The organism is Pseudomonas sp. NPDC077451, assembly GCF_044543345.1.
GTDB lineage: Bacteria > Pseudomonadota > Gammaproteobacteria > Pseudomonadales > Pseudomonadaceae > Stutzerimonas.
The window spans coordinates 125,782-144,725 of record NZ_JBITVX010000011.1 but is presented as its reverse complement, the minus strand read 5'-3'; the positions used below and the strand labels follow the sequence as shown (position 1 = coordinate 144,725).

At 61.1% G+C, this 18,944-nt stretch carries 16 protein-coding genes; 3 read left to right on the top strand and 13 right to left on the bottom strand.

Going from position 1 to position 18,944, the window contains the following annotated elements; translation table 11 throughout:
• Positions 1–191 precede the first annotated feature (191 nt).
• From ACIGHL_RS17315 to ACIGHL_RS17295, 5 genes are all read right to left on the bottom strand, one after another.
• Complete coding sequence (locus ACIGHL_RS17315) at positions 192–1,325, bottom strand: acyl-CoA dehydrogenase (protein ID WP_128120775.1); 1,134 nt, start codon at positions 1,323–1,325, stop codon at positions 192–194.
• Positions 1,326–1,334: 9 nt separating this feature from the next.
• The gene (locus tag ACIGHL_RS17310; RefSeq protein ID WP_128120776.1) at positions 1,335–2,522 is read right to left on the bottom strand and encodes an acetyl-CoA C-acyltransferase; all 1,188 of its coding nucleotides are present in this window, start codon (positions 2,520–2,522) and stop codon (positions 1,335–1,337) included.
• Between the two features lie 13 nt (positions 2,523–2,535).
• Positions 2,536–3,303: an SDR family NAD(P)-dependent oxidoreductase gene (locus ACIGHL_RS17305; RefSeq protein WP_128120777.1), complete on the bottom strand. Its 768-nt coding sequence runs from the start codon at positions 3,301–3,303 to the stop codon at positions 2,536–2,538.
• An 813-nt stretch (positions 3,304–4,116) separates the two neighbouring features.
• A complete protein-coding gene (locus ACIGHL_RS17300; RefSeq protein ID WP_128120778.1) occupies positions 4,117–5,148 on the bottom strand; it encodes an AraC family transcriptional regulator in 1,032 nt (343 codons plus the stop codon).
• A complete protein-coding gene (locus ACIGHL_RS17295) occupies positions 5,145–6,035 on the bottom strand; it encodes a LysR family transcriptional regulator (protein ID WP_128120870.1) in 891 nt (296 codons plus the stop codon). The genes ACIGHL_RS17300 and ACIGHL_RS17295 overlap by 4 nt, the downstream gene beginning before the upstream one ends.
• 174 nt (positions 6,036–6,209) lie before the next feature.
• Here ACIGHL_RS17295 and ACIGHL_RS17290 point away from each other — a divergent pair, with 174 nt between their 5' ends.
• On the top strand, positions 6,210–6,986 hold the full coding sequence (locus tag ACIGHL_RS17290) for an enoyl-CoA hydratase (protein ID WP_128120779.1): 777 nt from the start codon (positions 6,210–6,212) through the stop codon (positions 6,984–6,986).
• A gap of 65 nt (positions 6,987–7,051) precedes the next feature.
• On the opposite strand, the gene ACIGHL_RS17285 is transcribed toward ACIGHL_RS17290, so the two are convergent.
• The 8 genes from ACIGHL_RS17285 to ACIGHL_RS17250 all read right to left on the bottom strand — a co-directional run bounded on the left by ACIGHL_RS17285 (position 7,052) and on the right by ACIGHL_RS17250 (position 15,765).
• Positions 7,052–8,077 carry a branched-chain amino acid ABC transporter permease gene (locus ACIGHL_RS17285; protein ID WP_128120780.1) on the bottom strand — a complete coding sequence of 342 codons (1,026 nt, stop codon included), beginning with the start codon at positions 8,075–8,077 and terminating at the stop codon, positions 7,052–7,054.
• Positions 8,078–8,079: 2 nt separating this feature from the next.
• Entirely contained in the window at positions 8,080–8,967 is an 888-nt protein-coding gene (locus ACIGHL_RS17280; protein ID WP_045426908.1) for a branched-chain amino acid ABC transporter permease, read from the bottom strand.
• 68 nt (positions 8,968–9,035) lie between these two features.
• A complete protein-coding gene (locus ACIGHL_RS17275; RefSeq protein WP_128120781.1) occupies positions 9,036–10,250 on the bottom strand; it encodes an ABC transporter substrate-binding protein in 1,215 nt (404 codons plus the stop codon).
• Between the two features lie 83 nt (positions 10,251–10,333).
• Positions 10,334–11,050, bottom strand: coding sequence for an ABC transporter ATP-binding protein (locus ACIGHL_RS17270; RefSeq protein WP_045426904.1), 717 nt, complete (start codon positions 11,048–11,050; stop codon positions 10,334–10,336).
• The gene (locus ACIGHL_RS17265; RefSeq protein ID WP_446697678.1) at positions 11,047–11,820 is read right to left on the bottom strand and encodes an ABC transporter ATP-binding protein; all 774 of its coding nucleotides are present in this window, start codon (positions 11,818–11,820) and stop codon (positions 11,047–11,049) included. Before ACIGHL_RS17265 ends, ACIGHL_RS17270 begins: the two co-directional genes overlap by 4 nt.
• Before the next feature lie 248 nt (positions 11,821–12,068).
• The gene (locus tag ACIGHL_RS17260; protein ID WP_128120782.1) at positions 12,069–13,331 is read right to left on the bottom strand and encodes an OprD family porin; all 1,263 of its coding nucleotides are present in this window, start codon (positions 13,329–13,331) and stop codon (positions 12,069–12,071) included.
• A 104-nt stretch (positions 13,332–13,435) separates the two neighbouring features.
• Positions 13,436–14,029: a peroxidase-related enzyme gene (locus ACIGHL_RS17255; protein ID WP_128120783.1), complete on the bottom strand. Its 594-nt coding sequence runs from the start codon at positions 14,027–14,029 to the stop codon at positions 13,436–13,438.
• 59 nt (positions 14,030–14,088) lie between these two features.
• Positions 14,089–15,765: an AMP-binding protein gene (locus ACIGHL_RS17250; protein ID WP_046164363.1), complete on the bottom strand. Its 1,677-nt coding sequence runs from the start codon at positions 15,763–15,765 to the stop codon at positions 14,089–14,091.
• Positions 15,766–15,998: 233 nt separating this feature from the next.
• Here ACIGHL_RS17250 and ACIGHL_RS17245 point away from each other — a divergent pair, with 233 nt between their 5' ends.
• Both ACIGHL_RS17245 and ACIGHL_RS17240 read left to right on the top strand, forming a co-directional pair.
• On the top strand, positions 15,999–17,162 hold the full coding sequence (locus ACIGHL_RS17245) for an isovaleryl-CoA dehydrogenase (protein ID WP_128120784.1): 1,164 nt from the start codon (positions 15,999–16,001) through the stop codon (positions 17,160–17,162).
• A 152-nt stretch (positions 17,163–17,314) separates the two neighbouring features.
• Entirely contained in the window at positions 17,315–18,922 is a 1,608-nt protein-coding gene (locus ACIGHL_RS17240) for a carboxyl transferase domain-containing protein (protein ID WP_128120785.1), read from the top strand.
• Positions 18,923–18,944 lie beyond the last annotated feature (22 nt).

Genomic DNA, 18,944 nt, shown 5'->3' with positions numbered 1-18,944 from the left:
CCTAAGGGTGGATACGGCTTCCTGACCTTCCCCCGATGATCAGTCGGGAACTATCACCCCAACATAGCGTGGTAGTCGAGATACAAGGGTGGATGGCGCTTTATCCATCCACCAAAGCGCCGATGCGATCTCACAGGTGGATCGGTGAAGCGCGATCCACCCTACGACCAGCCACGGGCGAAGCGCACGCCTCATTCCCCAAGATTCCGCGCAATCACCAAACGCTGAATGTCGCTGGTGCCTTCGTAGATCTGGCACACCCGCACGTCGCGATAGATGCGTTCCACTGGGAAATCCTTGAGGTAGCCGTAGCCGCCGAGTGTCTGGATCGCGGCTGAACACACTTTCTCAGCCATCTCCGAGGCGAACAGCTTAGCCATGGAGGCTTCAACCAGGGCCGGCTGGCCGGCTTCGCGCAATGCGGCGGCGTGAAGGACCATCTGACGGGCAACTGCTATCTGAGTCGCCATATCAGCTAACCGAAACGCAACCGCCTGATGCTCGCTGATCGCCTTGCCGAACGCCTCACGCTCTCGGGCGTAGTCGCGGGCTGCTTCAAATGCCGCGCGGGCCATACCGACCGCCTGGGCGGCGATGCCGATGCGGCCGCCTTCAAGATTTGCCAGGGCGATGCGGTAGCCCTCGCCCTCCTCCCCCAACCGCTGGGATTCATGCACGCGCATGTCTTCGAATGCCAGCTGGCAGGTATCCGACGCGTTCTGTCCGAGCTTGTCCTCGACACGCACCACCTGGTAGCCGGGCGTGTCGGTGGGGACGATGAATGCGCTGATGCCGCGCTTGCCTGCGTCCGGATCGGTCACGGCGAATACGATCACCGTGCCGGCGTGCTGCCCCGAGGTGATGAACTGCTTGGCTCCGTTGAGCACGTAACCGTCACCATCGCGCCGAGCACGCGTGCGCAAGCTGCTGGCGTCGGAACCCGCATGAGGTTCGGTAAGGGCGAAGGCGCCGATCTGCGCACCGCTGGCCAATGGCGCCAGGTAGCGCTGCTTCTGCTCTTCAGTGCCGAAACGCAGGATCGGCACGCAACCCACCGAGTTGTGCACGCTCATGATGGTCGAACAGGCACCATCACCGGCTGCAATCTCCTCCAGCGCGAGTGCATAAGCGATATAGCCGGTCTCGCTGCCGCCCCATTGTTCAGGGCAGAGCATGCCGAAAAACCCGAGCTCGGCCATTTCGCTGATCGCCTCGGCTGGATAACGGTGTTCGCGGTCCCACTCGGCGGCGAAGGGTTTCAGCCGCTCCTGGGCGAACTGCCGGGCCATGTCACGAATACTGGTTTGATCGTCGTTAAGCAGCATGGCAAATCCTCAGTCCAGCAGTTCGACAGCCATGGCAGTCGCTTCGCCACCACCTATGCAGATGGCCGCGATGCCCTTGCGCAGGCCACGGTCACGCAGTGCGGCGATCAGGGTCACTAGAATCCGCGCACCAGAGGCCCCAATCGGATGCCCCAGCGCACAGGCGCCGCCGTTGACGTTGACCTTGGCGTGATCCAGCCCCAGCTCACGCATGGTGACCATGCTGACCACGGCAAAGGCCTCGTTGATTTCGAACAGATCCACCTCGTCGAGGCTCCAGCCGGTGCGCTCAAGCAATTTGTGGATGGCACCGATGGGTGCGGTCGGGAACAGATTCGGGGCATCTGCAAAAACGGCGTGCCCATGAATCACGGCCTGCGGTTTGAGGCCATGCTGGTCGGCGTATGAGCGGCGCGTCAGCACCAGTGCCGCTGCACCATCAGAGATCGAACTGGAGTTGGCTGCCGTCACGGTGCCGCCCTCACGGAACGCCGGCTTGAGGGACGGAATCTTCTCTGGCATCGCCTTGGGCGGCTGCTCGTCGTCGCGGATGGTGCGCTGCTCGCGTCCCTGCGTGACGTCGAGCGGCACGATTTCAGTGGCGAACCGGCCGCTGGTGATTGCATCGCGGGCACGCTGTAGTGAAGTCAGCGCGTAGGCGTCCTGCTCTTCGCGGCTGAAGCCGTGATTTTGCGCGCAGTCTTCGGCGAAGGTGCCCATCAGTCTGCCCTTGTCGTAGGCGTCTTCAAGACCGTCGAGGAACATGTGGTCGAGCACCTTGCCGTGCCCCATGCGGTAGCCGCTACGGGCCTTTTCCAGCAGATAAGGGGCGTTGGACATGCTCTCCATGCCGCCCGCGACGATCAGGTCGACACTTCCCGCACGCAATGCGTCATGCGCAAGGATGGCCGCCTGCATGCCGGAGCCACACATCTTATTCAGGGTGGTCGATGCCGTCGCCTTGCCCAGACCTGCGCCGAGCGCGGCCTGACGCGCCGGCGCCTGACCGAGGCCCGCCGGCAGCACGCAGCCCATCAGCACCTCTTGTACCTGTTCAGATGCGACACCGCTGCGCTCGACCGCCGCGCGAATCGCGGCCGAGCCAAGCTCCGGCGCGCTGACAGATTTCAGATCTCCCTGAAAGCCGCCCATGGGTGTACGGGCGCTGCCCAGAATCACGATTGGATCGTTGTTCATCACTATCTCCGAATTATTTCGCGGCCATACGCAGCGCGCCGTCGAGGCGGATCACTTCGCCGTTGAGCATGTCGTTCTCGATGATGTGGCGCACCAGCGCCGCGTATTCATTCGCTCGGCCCAGCCGCGGCGGGAACGGCACACCGGCAGCCAGCGAGTCGCGGACCTCCTGCGGCATGCCGGCCATCATCGGCGTCTCAAACACGCCGGGCGCAATGGTCATTACGCGGATCCCGTGGCGCGCCAGTTCGCGGGCCGCGGGCAGCGTCATGGCGACCACGCCGCCCTTGGATGCAGCATAGGCAGCCTGGCCGATCTGGCCGTCATAAGCGGCGATGGACGCCGTATTGATGATGACGCCCCGATTGCCCTGTGCATCCGGCTCGCCCTGGGTGATGGCTTCAGCCGCCAGACGCAGCATGTTGAAGCTGCCGATCAGGTTAAGGCCGATCACCCGGCTGAAACTCTCCAGCCCATGCGGCCCCTGTCGCCCGAGGATTTTCTCGCCGCTGGCGACTCCGGCGCAGTTGACCAGCCCATGCAGACCGCCAAAACGTTCGACCGCCGCGTTCACAGCCGCTTGCGCAGCGGCCTCGTCACAGACATTGGTGACTACCGCGTGAGCGTTGGCGCCGAGCACCTCGCTGCGCTCGTTGAGCAGATCGGCGTTGATATCGGCGAGGACCACTTTCGCACCCGCGGCGACCAGCGCTTCGGCAGCCGCAGCGCCCAACCCGGAGGCGCCGCCTGTTATCAGGAAAACCTTGTCTTGGATGTTCACTGCACGACCTCGTAGAGATGATAGGTATCGCGGCAGATCACCTGCCAGATCCTGCTGGGTTCATCTTCTTCAGACCCATGGGTACGGACAATGGTCGTTGCGGGCAATCGCGGTGACTGGTTTGGCCAAGGCAGTTGGTACTGGTTGCACGCTATGGGCGGTGCGGGACCATGATTGACTTTGTAGGAGCCAGCTTGCTGGCGATCTGTGCTTCACCGTCCCGAGTGAACTGAGCTAACGCCGGATCGCGAGCAGGCTCGCTCCTACGAAAAGCGCGACGGCGAGCGGGTGACGCGTGTCCTCGCCCCGCCAGCCCTGTAGGAGCCAGCTTGCTGGCGAACCGCGCTTCACCGTCCCGCGTGAATTGAGTTAACGCCGGATCGCGAGCGAGCTCGCTCCTACGAAAAGCGCGACGGCGAGCGGGTGACGCCTGTACTCGTCCTACCAGTCCTGTAGGAGCCAGCTTGCTGGCGATCCGTGCTTCACCGCCCCGCGTGAACTGAGAGCTAACGCCTGATCGCGAGCGAGCTCGCTCCTACGAAAAGCGCGACGGCGAGCGGCTGACGCCTGTACTCGCCCTGCCAGCCCTGTAGGAGCCAGCTTGCTGGCGATCCGTGCTTCACCGTCCCGCGTGAATAGAGCTAACGCCTGATCGCGAGCGAGCTCGCTCCTACGAAAAGCGCGACGGCGAACGGCTGACGTCTGTACTAGCCCTGCCAGCCCTGTAGGAGCTCAGCTTGCTGGCGATCCAAGGCCCAACCAATAGACCGGATCACCAGCAAGGACTAGGTCCCCTAAGCACCTACAAATGGGCTATGGCCCTTCATCGCCACGTAAGATCAGGCTGCGGTACTGCCCCGGATTGGTGCCGGTCCATTTGCGAAATGCCTTGTAGAACGAGCTGACGTCGGCGAAACCCAAGCGCTCGGCGATATCGGCGTAGGTGATCGAGGCGTCCGCCAGCCATAGGGTCGCCATCTCCTGTCGCACCTGGTCTTTGATGGCTTGGTAAGTCTGCCCTGCCTCGGCCAATCGACGGCGCAAAGTAGAGGCTGATACGCACAACGTCCGCGCCAGAGCTTCGCTGGTTGGCCACTGCTCGGCTGGCAACTCGCGCAACTGCGCCTTGATGCGGCTGGCGAGGCTCGTTGTGTCGCGGTATTTGACCAGGATGTTGGAAGGCGCATGGGCCAGGAATCCGTGCAGCTCCTGCTCGCTGCGGCGCACTGGTAGGTCGAGCACCTCGGCAGCGAAGATGACCCGCGTGCTGGGCCGTGCGAAACGCAGGTTGCGCGAGAACATCACCCGGTAGTCATCGGTATAGGCAGGCTCTTCACAACGCAGCTCGACGGCTAGCAGCGGGATACGCCGTCCTACCAGCCAACAGGCCAGACCGTGCAGCAGCATCCAGAAAGTGAAGTAGCTGAAGGCTCTGAGCGGCGCCGCATCTTCCGGCTCCGACAGCATGATTTCCGCCAGGCTTTCGCTGCGAAACAGCTCGCCGCGGAAGCCTTCGAAGGTCAGTCTGAAGAAGTCCAACGCCACACGAAGCGCTGCATCGAGTGTCGGCTGGGCCATGGCGGCGCGGCAAACGAAGGCGAAACTGCCGGTACGCATACGCCGCGCATCCATACCGAAAAACTCATCGTCGAACTGCCGCGCCAAGCGTCGCCAGAGTTTGCTGAAGTCAGCCACATCGACACGCCCTTCGTTGTCGGCCAGGTCAATAGCGCCGAGCCCAAGCTGGCGCAGCAGCTCTTCGGCTGATCGCGAAGACAAGGTGAAACCCAGCAACGCCTCATCCACCAGCCGGACGGAAATGGTGTTTTTGCCGTCGCGGTTCATGCGCGCCCCATCATCACATCGTGGCTGTTGGCGGCCACATCCCGCAGGAAGTCCCAACACACGCGCATCCGCGCCAGGTCCTTGTTTTCGATCGGCATCAACATCCAGAAGGTTCGAGTAAATTCGACCTCGCCGACCAGAACCTCCTTGAGCAAGGGCTCCCTAGCCGCCAGGAACGCCGGCAGGATCGCCAGACCGGCGCCCGCTGCAACCGCTTCCTGCTGGGCAAGGATGCTGGTGCTGCGCAGCGAGTGCTGACGGGGGCGAACGATCTCGTCGAGGTAGAACAGCTCCTTGCTGTAGAGCAGATCTTCGATGTAGCTCACGAACACGTGCCCGCTCAGGTCTTCGCGGCTGCGGATAGGCGGGTGTGACGCCAGGTAGGTTTCCGACGCGTAGAGCCGCAGCACGTAGTCGGTGAGTTTGGTGATCACGTAGGGGCCGCGCTCGGGACGCTCCAGCGTGATGACGATGTCTGCCTCATGACGTGCCAGCCTGACCGAGCGTGGCACCGCCAGCAGATCCACGCCGAGATGCGGGTAATCACGGGTCAGGTTGGCCAGCTGGCCCGCCAGCATCACGGTGCCGTACCCCTCGGTGGCGCCAATGCGAACCTGGCCGGACAGCTTATCGGCGGTCAGGCTCGGCTGTTCGATGGAGGCGATGGCGCTTTCCATCGCCTCGGCTTGGGCCAGCAATTCGCGGCCCGCTTCGGACAGCCGATACCCCGCTTTGGCGCGAATGAAGAGCTGTCGATCCAGGCTTTTTTCCAGCGCCTGCACCCGTCGGGCCACCGTGGTGTGGTCTACAGCCAATCGCCTCGCGGCGACCGTCAACTTGCCCGCACGCGAGAGTTCGAGAAAAAAACGCAGGTTGTCCCAGTCCACTGCAGACTCCAGATCCATCGAATTGACGCGTGCCGTCCGCGGCACGCTGTGCAAAAACACAGAATACCTGTGCATTTCGCACCATGGGTTTACTATTTTTACGCTGCTAGGCTCGTCTACCGAACTCCGTTTCGCCTCACGACATCCGCATCATTCCAAGCACAAGGAACCGACATGAGCCAAAAGATCCAGCTCGAAATGCGCGACCACACGGCGCTGCTGACCATCGCCAATCCACCTGCCAACACATGGGATCGCGAGTCGCTGGCTGCGTTGGAACAAACCATCGGCCAGCTCAACGACCATCCCGACGTGTATGCCTTGGTGATCACCGGCGAAGGCGAAAAATTCTTTTCCGCTGGCGCCGACCTGAAGCAGTTTGCCGATGGCGACAAGCAAGGTGCGCAGGAAATCGCTGCATTGTTCGGGCGTGCCTTTGAAGCCTTGAGTCATTTCCGTGGTGTGTCGATTGCCGCCATCAATGGCTACGCCATGGGTGGTGGACTCGAATGCGCGTTGGCCTGCGACATACGCATCGCCGAAGAGCAGGCACAAATGGCACTTCCGGAAGCCAAGGTTGGGCTGCTGCCCTGCGCAGGCGGTACGCAGAATCTGCCATGGCTGGTAGGCGAAGGTTGGGCCAAGCGGATGATTCTCTGTGGCGAGCGCATCAGCGCACAGAAAGCCGAGAAGATCGGCCTGGTTGAAGAGGTGGTCGGTCGCGGCGAGTCACTCAAGGCGGCGCTCAAACTGGCGGCCCTGGTGGATCAGCAAAGCCCCTCCTCCGTCAGTCGCTGCAAGCGCTTGGTGATGAATGCGCGGCAGGCACCGCAAGCCGCCGGCTGGGCAGCTGAGCGTGAGCTCTTCGCCGAGTTGTTTGACACGCAGGACCAGAAGGAAGGGGTCAATGCCTTCCTGGAAAAACGCAGCGCCACGTGGCAGAACGCCTGAGACCGAACCCGGCCCCGCTCAAGCGGAGCCGGGGACCATCACCCTCCACGTCATAGCCAGCCGTACTACTTGAAATTGCGCTTGATCAGCCGCTCCACCCATCCCACGATCCCCGAGCGGAACAGCAGCACGCAGAGCACGAAGATCACCCCGAGAATCACGTGCACCCACTCGCCCAACGGCCCGCTGGACAGCGAGCTCTGCAGCGTGACCACCACGGTTGCGCCCACGATCGGGCCGAGAATGGTGCCGACACCGCCCAGTAGCGTCATCAAAATCACTTCACCCGACATGTGCCAGTGTGCATCGGTCAGCGAGGCGAGCTGGAACACCACCGTCTTGGTTGAGCCAGCCAGCCCGGTCAGCGCCGCGGAGATTACAAAGGCCAGCAGTTTGTGACCGTCAACGTTGTACCCCAGTGAAATTGCCCGCGGCTCGTTTTCTCGAATCGCCTTGAGCACCTGCCCGTATGGTGAATGAATGGTGCGCTGGATGATGGCAAACCCGATCACGAACACCGTCAACACGAAGTAATACAAGGCCATGTTGTTCTGCATGTCGAACAGGCCCAGCAGATAGCCGCGCGGCACGCCCTGCATACCATTCTCGCCGCCTGTGAAAGGCGCCTGGACGAAGACGAAGAACGCCATCTGTGCCAACGCCAGCGTGATCATCGCGAAGTAGATGCCCTGCCTGCGAATCGCCAGCAAACCGAAGATCAACCCCAGCACGGTGGAGGCCAGCGTACCGACCAGAATGCCCAGCTCAGTACTCAACCCACTGTAAGTGCTGAGCATGTAACCGGTGATGTAGCCGCCACAGGCGAAGAATGCTGCGTGACCGAACGACAGCAGGCCGGCGTATCCCAGCAGCAGATTGAAGGCGCAGGCAAACAGTGCGAAGCACAGCAGCTTCATGAGGAACACCGGATAGACCATCAGCGGTGCCACCATCGCCACGGCTAGCAAGACGCCATAGAAAATGGCCATGCGCCGCCGAGCTGCACGGCGACGTTCGCGCTCGGCATTGGCTCTGACCTGGGTGGAGGTCGCCTGCAAGCCAGAGGCTTGAACACTTTCCTGAGTCGACATGTTCATGCCTCCTTTCCGAACAAACCGGCCGGCCGCATCAGCAGGACCAGCACCATGATCACGAAGATCACCGTGTTGGCCGCCTCCGGATAGAACACCTTGGTGAGCCCTTCGATCAGCCCCATCGCAAGCCCTGTGACGATCGCGCCCATGATCGAGCCCATCCCGCCAATCACGACGACCGCGAACACCACGATCAATAAATTGGAGCCCATTCCCGGCGTGACAGCGTAGATGGGCGCGGCAAGCACACCGGCGAACGCGGCAAGCGCAACGCCATAGCCATACGTGAGGGTGACCAGCAGCGGGACGTTGATGCCGAATGCCTGCATCAATTTGGGGTTCTCCGTCCCGGCGCGCAGATAGGAGCCAAGCCGAGTCCGCTCGATCATGTACCAGGTCGCAAAGCACACCGTCAGCGCGGCGACGATGACCCAGGCACGATAGGTTGGCAGGAACATGAACCCGAGGTTGTGCCCGCCTTTGAGCAATTCCGGCATCGGGTAGGACGAGCCGGACACGCCGAACAGCTTGACGAAGCTACCTTCGACGATCAGCGCCAGGCCGAAGGTCAGCAGCAGACCATACAGGTGATCCTCGCCGGCAATGCGACGCAGCAGACCGCGCTCGATGCCAATGCCCAGCAGACCGATCAGCAGAGGCGAGAGCAACAATGCGGCCCAGTAGTTGATGCCCAGATAGTTCAGCCCGAGGAATGCGGCGAAAGCGCCGAGCATGTATTGCGCACCGTGGGCGAAATTGATGATCCGTAGCAAACCGAAGATGATCGCCAGACCAAGGCTCAACAGCGCGTAGAACGACCCGTTGATCAGACCGAGCAGCAGCTGCCCGAACAGTACGCTCAGGGGAACGCCGAAAACGAGAGTCATGATTCACTACCCAGAAAAGTCCGTGACGCCCCGGCCAGGCGGCCGGGGAATGGCTTGGGGCAGGCCGCTCAGTCCTGGGTGACCAGCTTGCACTGACTTTCTGAGAGTGGGCGGAAGGCTTCATCGCCTGGGATGGTTCTGATGACCTTGTAGAGGTCCCATTCCCCTTTCGACTCCGCCGGCGTCTTGACCTGCACCAGGTACATGTCATGCACCATGCGGCCGTCTTCGCGAATCTTGCCGTTCTTGGCAAACATATCGTTGACCGGAGTCTTGGCCATTTGCGCACGCACGGTTGCGGTGTCGTCGCTACCGGTTTCCTTCACCGCGTTCAAATAGTGAGTGGCGGCGGAATAGATGCCGGCATGGACCATGGTCGGCATGCTGCCTACACGCTCTTCGTAGCGCTTGGCCCAAGCGCGGGCTTCTTCGTCCATGTCCCAATACCAGCCAGTGGTCAGCATCAGGCCTTGCGTGACATCCAGCCCCATGGCGTGAATGTCGTTAAGGAACACGACCATGCCAGCAAGACGCTGTCCGGACTGCGTCACGCCGAATTCGCTCGCGGTCTTCAGCGAATTGACGGTGTCAGCGCCGGCGTTGGCCAGAGCGATAACATCAGCACCGGAACCCTGCGCTTGGAGGATATAGGACGAGAAGTCGCTGCTCGGGAACGGGTGGCGGACCGTGCCGACCACGCTGCCGCCTTCGGCTTCGACGACTTTCTTGATATCGGCCTCCATTGCGTGGCCGAAGGCGTAGTCAGCGGTCAGGATGAACCAGCTTTTGCCCCCATCCTTGAGGACCGCGTTGGCCGTACCGTTGGCCAGGGCAAAGGTGTCGTACGTCCAGTGAATATGATTGGGCGAACAGAACTCATTGGTAATGCTCGATGCGGCGGCACCGGAAATCAGTGCAAGTTTGCCGCCCTGCTCCACCACCTTGGCTGCCGCCAGCACCACGGAGCTGGCCACCAATCCGGTGACCATGTCGACGTTACGTTCATCGATCCACTGCCGCACGGTGTTGGCGCCAACATCCGGCTTGTTCAGGTCGTCGGCGTTGAAGGTTACGATTTTCTTGCCATCGACCGTGCCGCCAAAATCTTCGATGGCCATGTTCAGCGCTTCGAGACCACCGGGACCGGACAAATCACGGTAGGTGCCGGACATGTCAGCGAGATAGCCAATTCGGATTTCGTCGTTGCTGATTTCGGCCTGGGCAGCACTGGCGATCATGCTGGAAACGAGAACGGCGGCTGCGGTTTTCTTGAGCATTTTCATATTCACCCACTGTGATTGTTTTTGTTGTGGCTATTGATCACCGGCATGTACTGCGGACCGGCTGGCTTGCATGACGAGGGCGGTCACACCCCCAGACAACTATTCAAAAACTCCTTTTTCGAATCCAGATCGGCGGCGCTGATCTCTTCGATGATTTGCCCGTGCTCCATCACGTAATGACGGTCGGCCAGTGGCGCGGCGAAGCGGAAGTTCTGCTCAACCAGCACGATGGTCAGGCCGCGTTTCTTCAGCTTGATCAGGACCTCCGCGAGCTTCTGCACGATCACTGGGGCCAGCCCTTCGGTGATCTCATCAAGCAGCAGCAGATTGGCACCGGTGCGCAGTATTCGCGCCATGGCCAGCATCTGCTGCTCGCCACCGGACAACCGGGTGCCTTGGCTGAAACGGCGCTCGTAGAGGTTGGGGAACATGTCGTAAAGCTCGTCCAGGCCCATGCCGCCACTGCGCACGGTGGGCGGGAGCAACAAGTTTTCCTCGACATTGAGGCTGGAAAAGATCCCGCGCTCTTCGGGGCAATAGCCCACGCCGAGTCTGGGTATCTGGTGGGCGGGTATGCCGATGGTTTCGTTGCCATTGACGATGATGGAGCCGGTCCGTCGTCCCACCATGTTCATGATGGCGCGCAACGTGGTGCTACGGCCTGAGCCGTTGCGTCCCAGCAGGGTGACCAGTTCGCCGCGCCCGACCACCAGGTCGACCCCATGCAGGATGTGCGATTCACCGTAGAACGCATGCAGATCATCGACCCGCAGCTGGTCGCGGTCAGCTTTGGGCGTCATGCGTGAGCCTCCTCTGCGTCGGCTTCGCTGCCCATGTAGGCCTCGCGCACCTCGGGATTTGCCGAAACGCTTTCGTAATCGCCTTCGGCCAGAACCGAACCCCGTGCCAGTACAGTGATGCGGTCACAGAGCCGGCTGACGACGCTCAGGTTGTGCTCGACCATCAGCACCGTGCGGTTCACCGCAGCCCGGCGGACCAGGGCTACGACCATGTCGACGTCTTCACCGCCCATGCCCTGCGTAGGTTCATCGAGCAGCAGCACGACCGGGTCCAGCGCCAGCGTGGTCGCCAGTTCCAGGGCGCGCTTACGGCCATAGGGCAGCTCGATGGCGAGCGTCTGGGCGTAGGATTCCAGGTTCACTTCGGCGAGCAACTGCATGACGCGCTCATCGAGCTCGCGCAGTGACCGTTCGGACTTCCAGAAGTGATAGGACGTGCCGAGCTTTTGCTGCAGAGCGACACGGACGTTCTCCAACACGCTCATGTGACCGAACACCGCCGAGATCTGGAACGAGCGAACCAGCCCGAGGCGGGCAATCTGGTTGGCCTTCATCGACGTGATCGCTTTGCCGCGATAGAGGATCTCGCCGCGTGTGGGCGTCAGAAACTTGGTGAGGAGGTTGAACACTGTGGTCTTGCCGGCACCGTTGGGGCCGATCAGTGCGTGGATGTGTCCCTTCTGCACACGCAGATCGACGGAATCCACTGCGGTGAAGCCGCGGAATTCCTTGGTCAGACCGCGCGTTTCCAGCACGAACTCAGGTGCCATGGGATGCCCTCTAACCTTGATTATTGTTGTTGGTTATGGCGCAGGTCTATGGATGACCTTTACGTAAACGATAACAACCGTTTGCAAGCTGTTGCAAGCATCGTTTTCAAACGCTCGCTTGAGTAAAAAGTGGGTAGCGATGCGGCTTGTGCGGCATTGCCGTACGCATGGAGACCGCTGAAAAAAGCCGGGCCGCAAGGGCCCGGTAAAGGATCAACGAGGAGGTATTGCGGTGCTGCTCAGGACGCTTACCAGAGCGCCAGGGTGTAGCTGAGGATCACGCGAGTTTCGTTGATGTCGCTGCCAAAGTTGCTGCGCACCGTGGCGTTACGCACTTTCATGGCGAGGTTCTTCAACGGTCCGTTCTGGACCACATAGGCGATATCGGTGTCGCGTTCCCACTCTTCACCTTCGCCGCCGCCGGCCAGGTTGACGTTGTCACCGGACACGTAGCGGGTCATCAGGCTCAGCCCGGGGATGCCAGCAGCAGCAAAGTCATAGTCATAGCGGACCTGCCATGACTTCTCGTCTTCGTTGCCGAAGTCATTGATCTGCAGCAGGTTGATCAGCATGTTGTCGCCGCCGCTGACGTACGCAAAGCCGGTGTCGCCGCTCAGGGTCTGATAACCGCCAGTAAAGCCATGGCCGCCGATCTTGTAGGTGAACAGCGCGCCGAAGGCGTTGTTGTCGACGTTGCTGCCGCCGTCATCAGTGGAGCGCACGTAGCGCAGGTCGGTCTTGAAGCTCTGGTTCTCACCGAGCGCCATGATGTGGACCAGCTGCGTGTTGTGCTGCTTGTAGATGCCATCCATGCCGCCGTAGTAATAGTTAGCGGTAAGCTCCGGCATGATCTGGTAGCGGCCACCGGCGAACAGGAACTCGTCGCTGGTTTTGGCGCTGCCCAATTGAATATTCCGAGCACCACCATTGAACACTGTCAGCTCTTCATAATCCGACGAGTCACGGTAGCTGATGCGATCGAGCATACCGACATCAACCGTCAGACCCTCGATTTCCTTGCTCTGCAACCAGCCCCCACGGAAGATGCTCGGCAGCAGGCGGCTGTCGTTGCGCATCACCACCGGGAGGATCGGCTGCAGGGTGCCGACGTGCAGGGTCGTGTTGGACATCTTCGCTTTGGCGGTCAGGCCGGCAGTGCCGTAGTCATCAGACGGCTGACCGGACGAATCGCGCTGCAGGATGCCGGTGCCGGAGCGATCCGGGCTGGAATCGAGCTTGACGCCCAGCAAGCCGAGCGCATCCACGCCAAAGCCGACCGGCCCTTCGGTGTAGCCCGATTCCATCTTCAGAATGAAGCCCTGCGCCCATTCGTCGGCCTTGGATTGAGACGCCCCGGACTGGCGGAAATCACGGTTCATGTAAAAGTTGCGCAGCTCGACGCTGGCTTTGCTGTCATCGAGAAACGCGGCGGATGCCATGGTTGAGGTGCCAAGCGCTGAAGCTGCCAGGCTGCTGAAGAGGAAGAAACGGCTCAGGGGTATCAATTGCATGATCATCTCTCTTGTTATTGTCTTGGTTGATGCAGCTGATGGACCCGACCTCGCTCCTGTCGGGTCTCGTTTACCGCGTTATGCGGTAAATCCATGGCTACCGCTCAGTTCGCGGCAGCTCTGGGCACACGACCCAGCAAATAAAATTCGTCGTTGGGCGGCGTTCGCGCCATCGACACCAGACGGTTGGAAAGACCAAACAGCGCAGCAATCGCGCCAATGTCCCAGATGTCGCTCTGAGTGAAGCCCATCTTTTCCAATCGCGCCTGCCAGGCGTCATCCAGTACGCCACGTTGTGCAGCCAAGTGCAGTGCAAAATCGAGCATGGCCCGCTGGCGCTCGCTGAGCCCGGCGGTGTGGTAGTTCACTGCAATCTGATCGGCAATCAGCGGATCCTTGGCCAGGATTCGCAGAATCGCGCCATGCGCCACTACGCAGTACAGACAGCCGTGATCGGCGCTCACCGCCACCACGATCATTTCTTTCTCGGCTTTGGTCAGACTGTCCGATTCTCGCTCCATCAGCGCATCGTGATAGGCAAAAAAAGCCCTAAATTCATCTGGCCTATGGGCCAACATCAGAAAAACATTGGGTATGAAGCCGGCTTTCTCTTGTACCGCCAGAATCCGCTCACGCACATCGTCCGGCAGCGAGGCGAAGTCATCGACGAGCGGAAAACGACTGATGGGCTGGGTCATGGAAGGCTCCGTATCGTTCAGCAAATGAAGCGGCTAGTCGAAACCAGCCGCTGGCGCCATCACTCGGCAATGCCAAGCTCTGCGACGCTGACCTCGCGCATCTTGAACTTCTGCACCTTGCCGCTGATCGTCATCGGGAACTCCTCGACGAACTTGATATGTCGCGGCGTCTTGAAATGTGCGATCCGCCCTTTGCAGAACTCGCGCAGATCGTCGGCAGTCGCTGAATGCCCCGGGTGCAACTTGACCCAGGCAACGATCTCTTCACCGTAGGTCTTGTCTGGTACGCCGATCACCTGCACGTCAGCCACCGCCGCGTGGGTGAACAGGAACTCCTCGACTTCCCGTGGATATACGTTCTCACCGCCGCGAATGATCATGTCTTTGTTACGGCCGACGATCTTGATGTAGCCCTCCTCGTCCATGGTCGCCAGGTCGCCTGTGTGCATCCAGCGCGCGCCGTCGATAGCACCGGCGGTGGCCTCCGGATTGTTCCAGTAACCGAGCATGACGCTGTAACCACGGGTACAGAGCTCGCCGATCTGCCCGCGCGGGACGATGCGGTTGTGTTCGTCGACCACCTTACTTTCCAGGTGCGGCTGGGTGCGCCCGACACTGGTGACACGGCGCTCAAGGTCATCATCCGGGCCGGTCTGAGTCGAGACGGGGCTGGTTTCGGTCATGCCGTACGCGATCTGCATCTCAGCCAAATGCATGTCGTCGATGACGCGCTTCATGACTTCGATCGGACAGGTGGAACCGGCCATGATCCCGGTGCGCAGATTGCTCAGATCCAGCGATTGACGCTCCGGGTGGTCGAGCATGGCGATGAACATGGTCGGCACGCCGTACATACCGGTGGCCTTTTCTTCGGCTGCCGCTTGCAGCGCCGCGAGCGGTTCGAAGGCGGCGCTCGGATAGATCATCGTGGTGCCATGGGTGACGCAGCCAAGATTGCCCATGACCATGCCAAAGCAGTGATACAGCGGGACCGGAATCACCAGCCGGTCGTGCTCGCTGAGCTTGAGACTCTCACCGACCATGTAGCCGTTATTAAGGATGTTGTAGTGACTGAGCGTGGCGCCCTTGGGGAAGCCCGTGGTGCCGGAGGTGTACTGAATATTGATCGGGTCATCGAATTGCAGCTGCTCGCCGCACTGGCGCAGCTGCTCCGGGCCGACGTTCTCCGCCATGTCCATCAGCCCTTTCCACAGGAGCATGCCGTCCACCGGCGTGTCGCACAGGCTGATCACCCCACGCAGCTCGGGCAGCATGTGGCTCTGCAAGGCGCCGATGGCCGAGCGCTCCAGCTCTGGTAGCAGCTCATGCAGCATCGCGTGATAGTCGGATGTCTTGAACGCATCGGCGCAGATCAACCAGCGGCAGCCGGACTGCTTCAGTGCATATTCAAGTTCGTTGAGGCGATAGGCCGGGTTGATGTTAACCAGCACCACACCCACCTTGGCGGTCGCAAACTGAGCGATGCACCACTGCGCATTGTTAGGCGACCAGATGCCCACCCGCTCGCCAGGTTTGAGGCCGAGTGCCAGCAAGCCACGTGCGCACCGGTCCACCTCTTCGGCCAGCTGGGCCCAGGTGTAGCGCAGGTTCTGGTGACGAACGACCAAGGCCTCACGGTCGGAGAACCGCTCGACAGCCCGGTCGAACGCCGCACCAATGGTCATCGGCAACAGAGGTTTGGTCTGCGGTCCGCAGGTGTAGCTCGGAAGACTCATGTCGAAATTCCTCAGTCTTATGTTTGTTATGAGGCCTTACTGTCCCGCGCACTGTTGTTGACAGTCATTCGGGACGTGGTTACGTTAACGTAAAGGTAACAGCGTGACAACCCACCGCACCCTACGCCAAAAGTCGGTGCGCAAGCGTGACAAACAACAGGCTGAGCCGCAGGCGAAATCCAGCTTTTGATCGGCGGTCGGATCAGAACAACTACAAAATAGACAGGTGGCACATGAACTATTCAGGCCTCAACTTCGCGCTCGGTGAAACCGTGGACATGCTCCGCGACCAGATCCGCGGTTTCGTTGCGAACGAACTGGCGCCCCGCGCCGAAGCCATCGACCGTGACAACCTCTTCCCCAGCGACATGTGGCGCAAGTTTGGCGACATGGGCCTGCTCGGTATCACCATAGACGAGGAATACGGCGGCGCTGGCATGGGTTACTTGGCACATGTCATCGCTATCGAAGAAATCAGCCGTGGCTCGGCCTCGGTGGGTCTGTCCTACGGCGCGCACTCCAACCTCTGCGTCAACCAGATCAACCGCAACGGTACGGCCGAACAGAAGGCCAAATACCTGCCCAAGCTGGTCTCGGGCGAGCATGTCGGTGCGCTGGCCATGAGCGAGCCGAATGCCGGTTCCGACGTGGTTTCGATGAAGCTGCGTGCCGATCGCAAGGGTGACCGCTTCGTGCTGAACGGCAGCAAGACCTGGATCACCAACGGTCCGGACGCCAACACCTATGTGATCTATGCCAAGACCGATCTCGACAAGGGTGCGCACGGCATCACCGCTTTCATCGTCGAGCGCGACTGGAAAGGGTTCTCGCGCGGCAACAAGTTCGACAAGCTCGGCATGCGCGGCTCCAACACCTGCGAGCTGTTCTTCGATGACGTCGAGGTGCCGGAAGAAAACATCCTCGGCGTCGAGAACGGCGGCGTGAAGGTATTGATGAGCGGCCTGGACTACGAGCGCGTGGTACTGGCAGGCGGCCCGGTCGGGATCATGCAGGCGTGCCTCGATGTGGTGGTGCCCTACATCCACGACCGCAAGCAGTTCGGCCAAAGCATCGGCGAATTCCAGTTCATCCAGGGCAAGGTGGCCGACATGTACACCCAGCTCAACGCCAGCCGCGCCTACCTCTACACCGTGGCGCAAGCCTGCGACCGTGGCGAGACCACTAGCAAGGATGCCGCCGGGGTGATCCTCTACACCGCCGAAGCGGCGACGCAGATGGCCCTTCAGGCTATCCAGATTCTCGGCGGCAACGGCTACATCAACGAGTTTCCCACCGGCCGTCTGCTGCGCGACGCCAAGCTTTACGAAATCGGCGCCGGCACCAGCGAGATTCGCCGGATGCTGATCGGCCGCGAGCTGTTCAACGAAACCAAATAAGACAAAGCAGCAGAGGCGGAACGCGGTAACCGTAGGGTGGGCTTCAGCCCACCATTCCCGGACGTGGTGGGCTGAAGCCCACCCTACCCAGGATGAAGCGCCACTTCGGCCTTCGTCCAGCTTCAGCCTCCAGCGCTCTTTTCGAGGGTTCTATGGCCATCCTGAATACCCAGATCAATACCCGTTCACCGGAGTTCGCGACCAACAGCGCCGCGATGCTCGAGCAGGTTCAGAACCTGCGCACGCTGCTCGGGCGCGTCAGCGAAGGTGGCGGCGAGAAAGCGCAGCAGCGCCATGTCTCGCGCGGCAAGCTGCTGGTGCGTGACCGCATCAACGCCCTCCTCGATCCCGGTTCGGCCTTTCTCGAAGTCGCGCCCCTGGCGGCTTACGGGGTCTACGGTGAAGACGTTGCTGCTGCGGGCGTGGTGGCTGGCATCGGCCGAGTCGAGGGCGTCGAATGCGTGATCATCGCCAATGACGCCACGGTAAAAGGTGGCAGCTACTACCCACTCACGGTGAAAAAACACCTGCGCGCGCAATCCATCGCCCAGCAGAATCGTTTGCCGTGCATCTATCTGGTGGATTCCGGCGGCGCCAACCTGCCGCGCCAGGATGAGGTGTTTCCCGACCGTGAACACTTCGGTCGCATCTTCTTCAACCAGGCCAACATGAGCGCCATGGGCATCCCGCAGCTTGCGGTGGTGATGGGCTCCTGCACTGCTGGCGGCGCCTACGTCCCGGCCATGGCGGACGAAACCATCATGGTGCGCAACCAGGCGACGATCTTTCTCGCCGGCCCGCCGTTGGTCAAAGCCGCGACGGGCGAAGTGGTCACCGCTGAAGATCTCGGCGGTGCCGATGTGCACTGTAAAACGTCCGGTGTGGCCGACCATTACGCTGAGAATGACGAGCACGCGTTGGCCATCGCCCGGCGCTGCGTGGCCAACCTCAACTGGAAAAAGCTTGGCCAGGTACAGACCCGCCAACCGCGTGCGCCCCTCTATGCCGCGGACGAGCTTTACGGTGTGATTCCGGCACAATCCAAGCAGCCGTACGACGTGCGCGAGGTCATCGCGCGGCTCGTCGACGGCAGCGAATTCGATGAATTCAAGGCGCTGTTCGGCACCACCCTGGTCTGCGGGTTCGCCACATTGCACGGCTATCCGATCGCAATTCTGGCGAACAACGGAATCCTCTTCGCCGAAGCCGCGCAGAAAGGCGCTCACTTCATCGAGCTGGCCTGCCAGCGTGGCATCCCGCTGTTGTTCCTGCAGAACATCACCGGCTTCATGGTTGGCCAGAAGTACGAGACCGGCGGTATCGCCAAGCACGGCGCCAAGCTGGTCACAGCGGTGGCCTGCGCTCAGGTGCCTAAGTTTACCGTGGTGATTGGCGGCAGCTTTGGCGCCGGCAACTACGGCATGTGCGGTCGAGCCTATGATCCGCGCTTTCTGTGGATGTGGCCGAATGCGCGCATCGGCGTGATGGGTGGGGAACAGGCCGCGGGTGTGCTCGTGCAGGTCAAGCGTGAGCAGGCCGAGCGCAGCGGGCAGACCTTTTCAGAACAAGACGAGGCGCAGCTCAAACAGCCGATCCTTGAGCAATACGAGCACCAGGGGCATCCCTACTATTCCAGTGCCCGACTGTGGGACGACGGTGTTATTGATCCGGCGCAGACGCGCGATCTACTGGGCCTGGCACTCTCAGCGAGTCTCAACGCACCGATCGAACCGACCCGATTCGGCGTATTCCGGATGTAAGCCTGCGATCCCGCGCGCAGTG

Excerpts from the sequence above, each read along its gene's own strand:
- ACIGHL_RS17315 (WP_128120775.1), bottom strand. The coding sequence starts at position 1,325 with ATGCTGCTTAACGACGATCAAACCAGTATTCGTGACATGGCCCGGCAG.
- ACIGHL_RS17310 (WP_128120776.1), bottom strand. The coding sequence starts at position 2,522 with ATGAACAACGATCCAATCGTGATTCTGGGCAGCGCCCGTACACCCATG.
- ACIGHL_RS17300 (WP_128120778.1), bottom strand. The coding sequence starts at position 5,148 with ATGAACCGCGACGGCAAAAACACCATTTCCGTCCGGCTGGTGGATGAG.
- ACIGHL_RS17290 (WP_128120779.1), top strand. The coding sequence starts at position 6,210 with ATGAGCCAAAAGATCCAGCTCGAAATGCGCGACCACACGGCGCTGCTG.
- ACIGHL_RS17285 (WP_128120780.1), bottom strand. The coding sequence starts at position 8,077 with ATGTCGACTCAGGAAAGTGTTCAAGCCTCTGGCTTGCAGGCGACCTCC.
- ACIGHL_RS17280 (WP_045426908.1), bottom strand. The coding sequence starts at position 8,967 with ATGACTCTCGTTTTCGGCGTTCCCCTGAGCGTACTGTTCGGGCAGCTG.
- ACIGHL_RS17275 (WP_128120781.1), bottom strand. The coding sequence starts at position 10,250 with ATGAAAATGCTCAAGAAAACCGCAGCCGCCGTTCTCGTTTCCAGCATG.
- ACIGHL_RS17270 (WP_045426904.1), bottom strand. The coding sequence starts at position 11,050 with ATGACGCCCAAAGCTGACCGCGACCAGCTGCGGGTCGATGATCTGCAT.
- ACIGHL_RS17265 (WP_446697678.1), bottom strand. The coding sequence starts at position 11,820 with ATGGCACCTGAGTTCGTGCTGGAAACGCGCGGTCTGACCAAGGAATTC.
- ACIGHL_RS17260 (WP_128120782.1), bottom strand. The coding sequence starts at position 13,331 with ATGCAATTGATACCCCTGAGCCGTTTCTTCCTCTTCAGCAGCCTGGCA.
- ACIGHL_RS17255 (WP_128120783.1), bottom strand. The coding sequence starts at position 14,029 with ATGACCCAGCCCATCAGTCGTTTTCCGCTCGTCGATGACTTCGCCTCG.
- ACIGHL_RS17250 (WP_046164363.1), bottom strand. The coding sequence starts at position 15,765 with ATGAGTCTTCCGAGCTACACCTGCGGACCGCAGACCAAACCTCTGTTG.
- ACIGHL_RS17245 (WP_128120784.1), top strand. The coding sequence starts at position 15,999 with ATGAACTATTCAGGCCTCAACTTCGCGCTCGGTGAAACCGTGGACATG.
- ACIGHL_RS17240 (WP_128120785.1), top strand. The coding sequence starts at position 17,315 with ATGGCCATCCTGAATACCCAGATCAATACCCGTTCACCGGAGTTCGCG.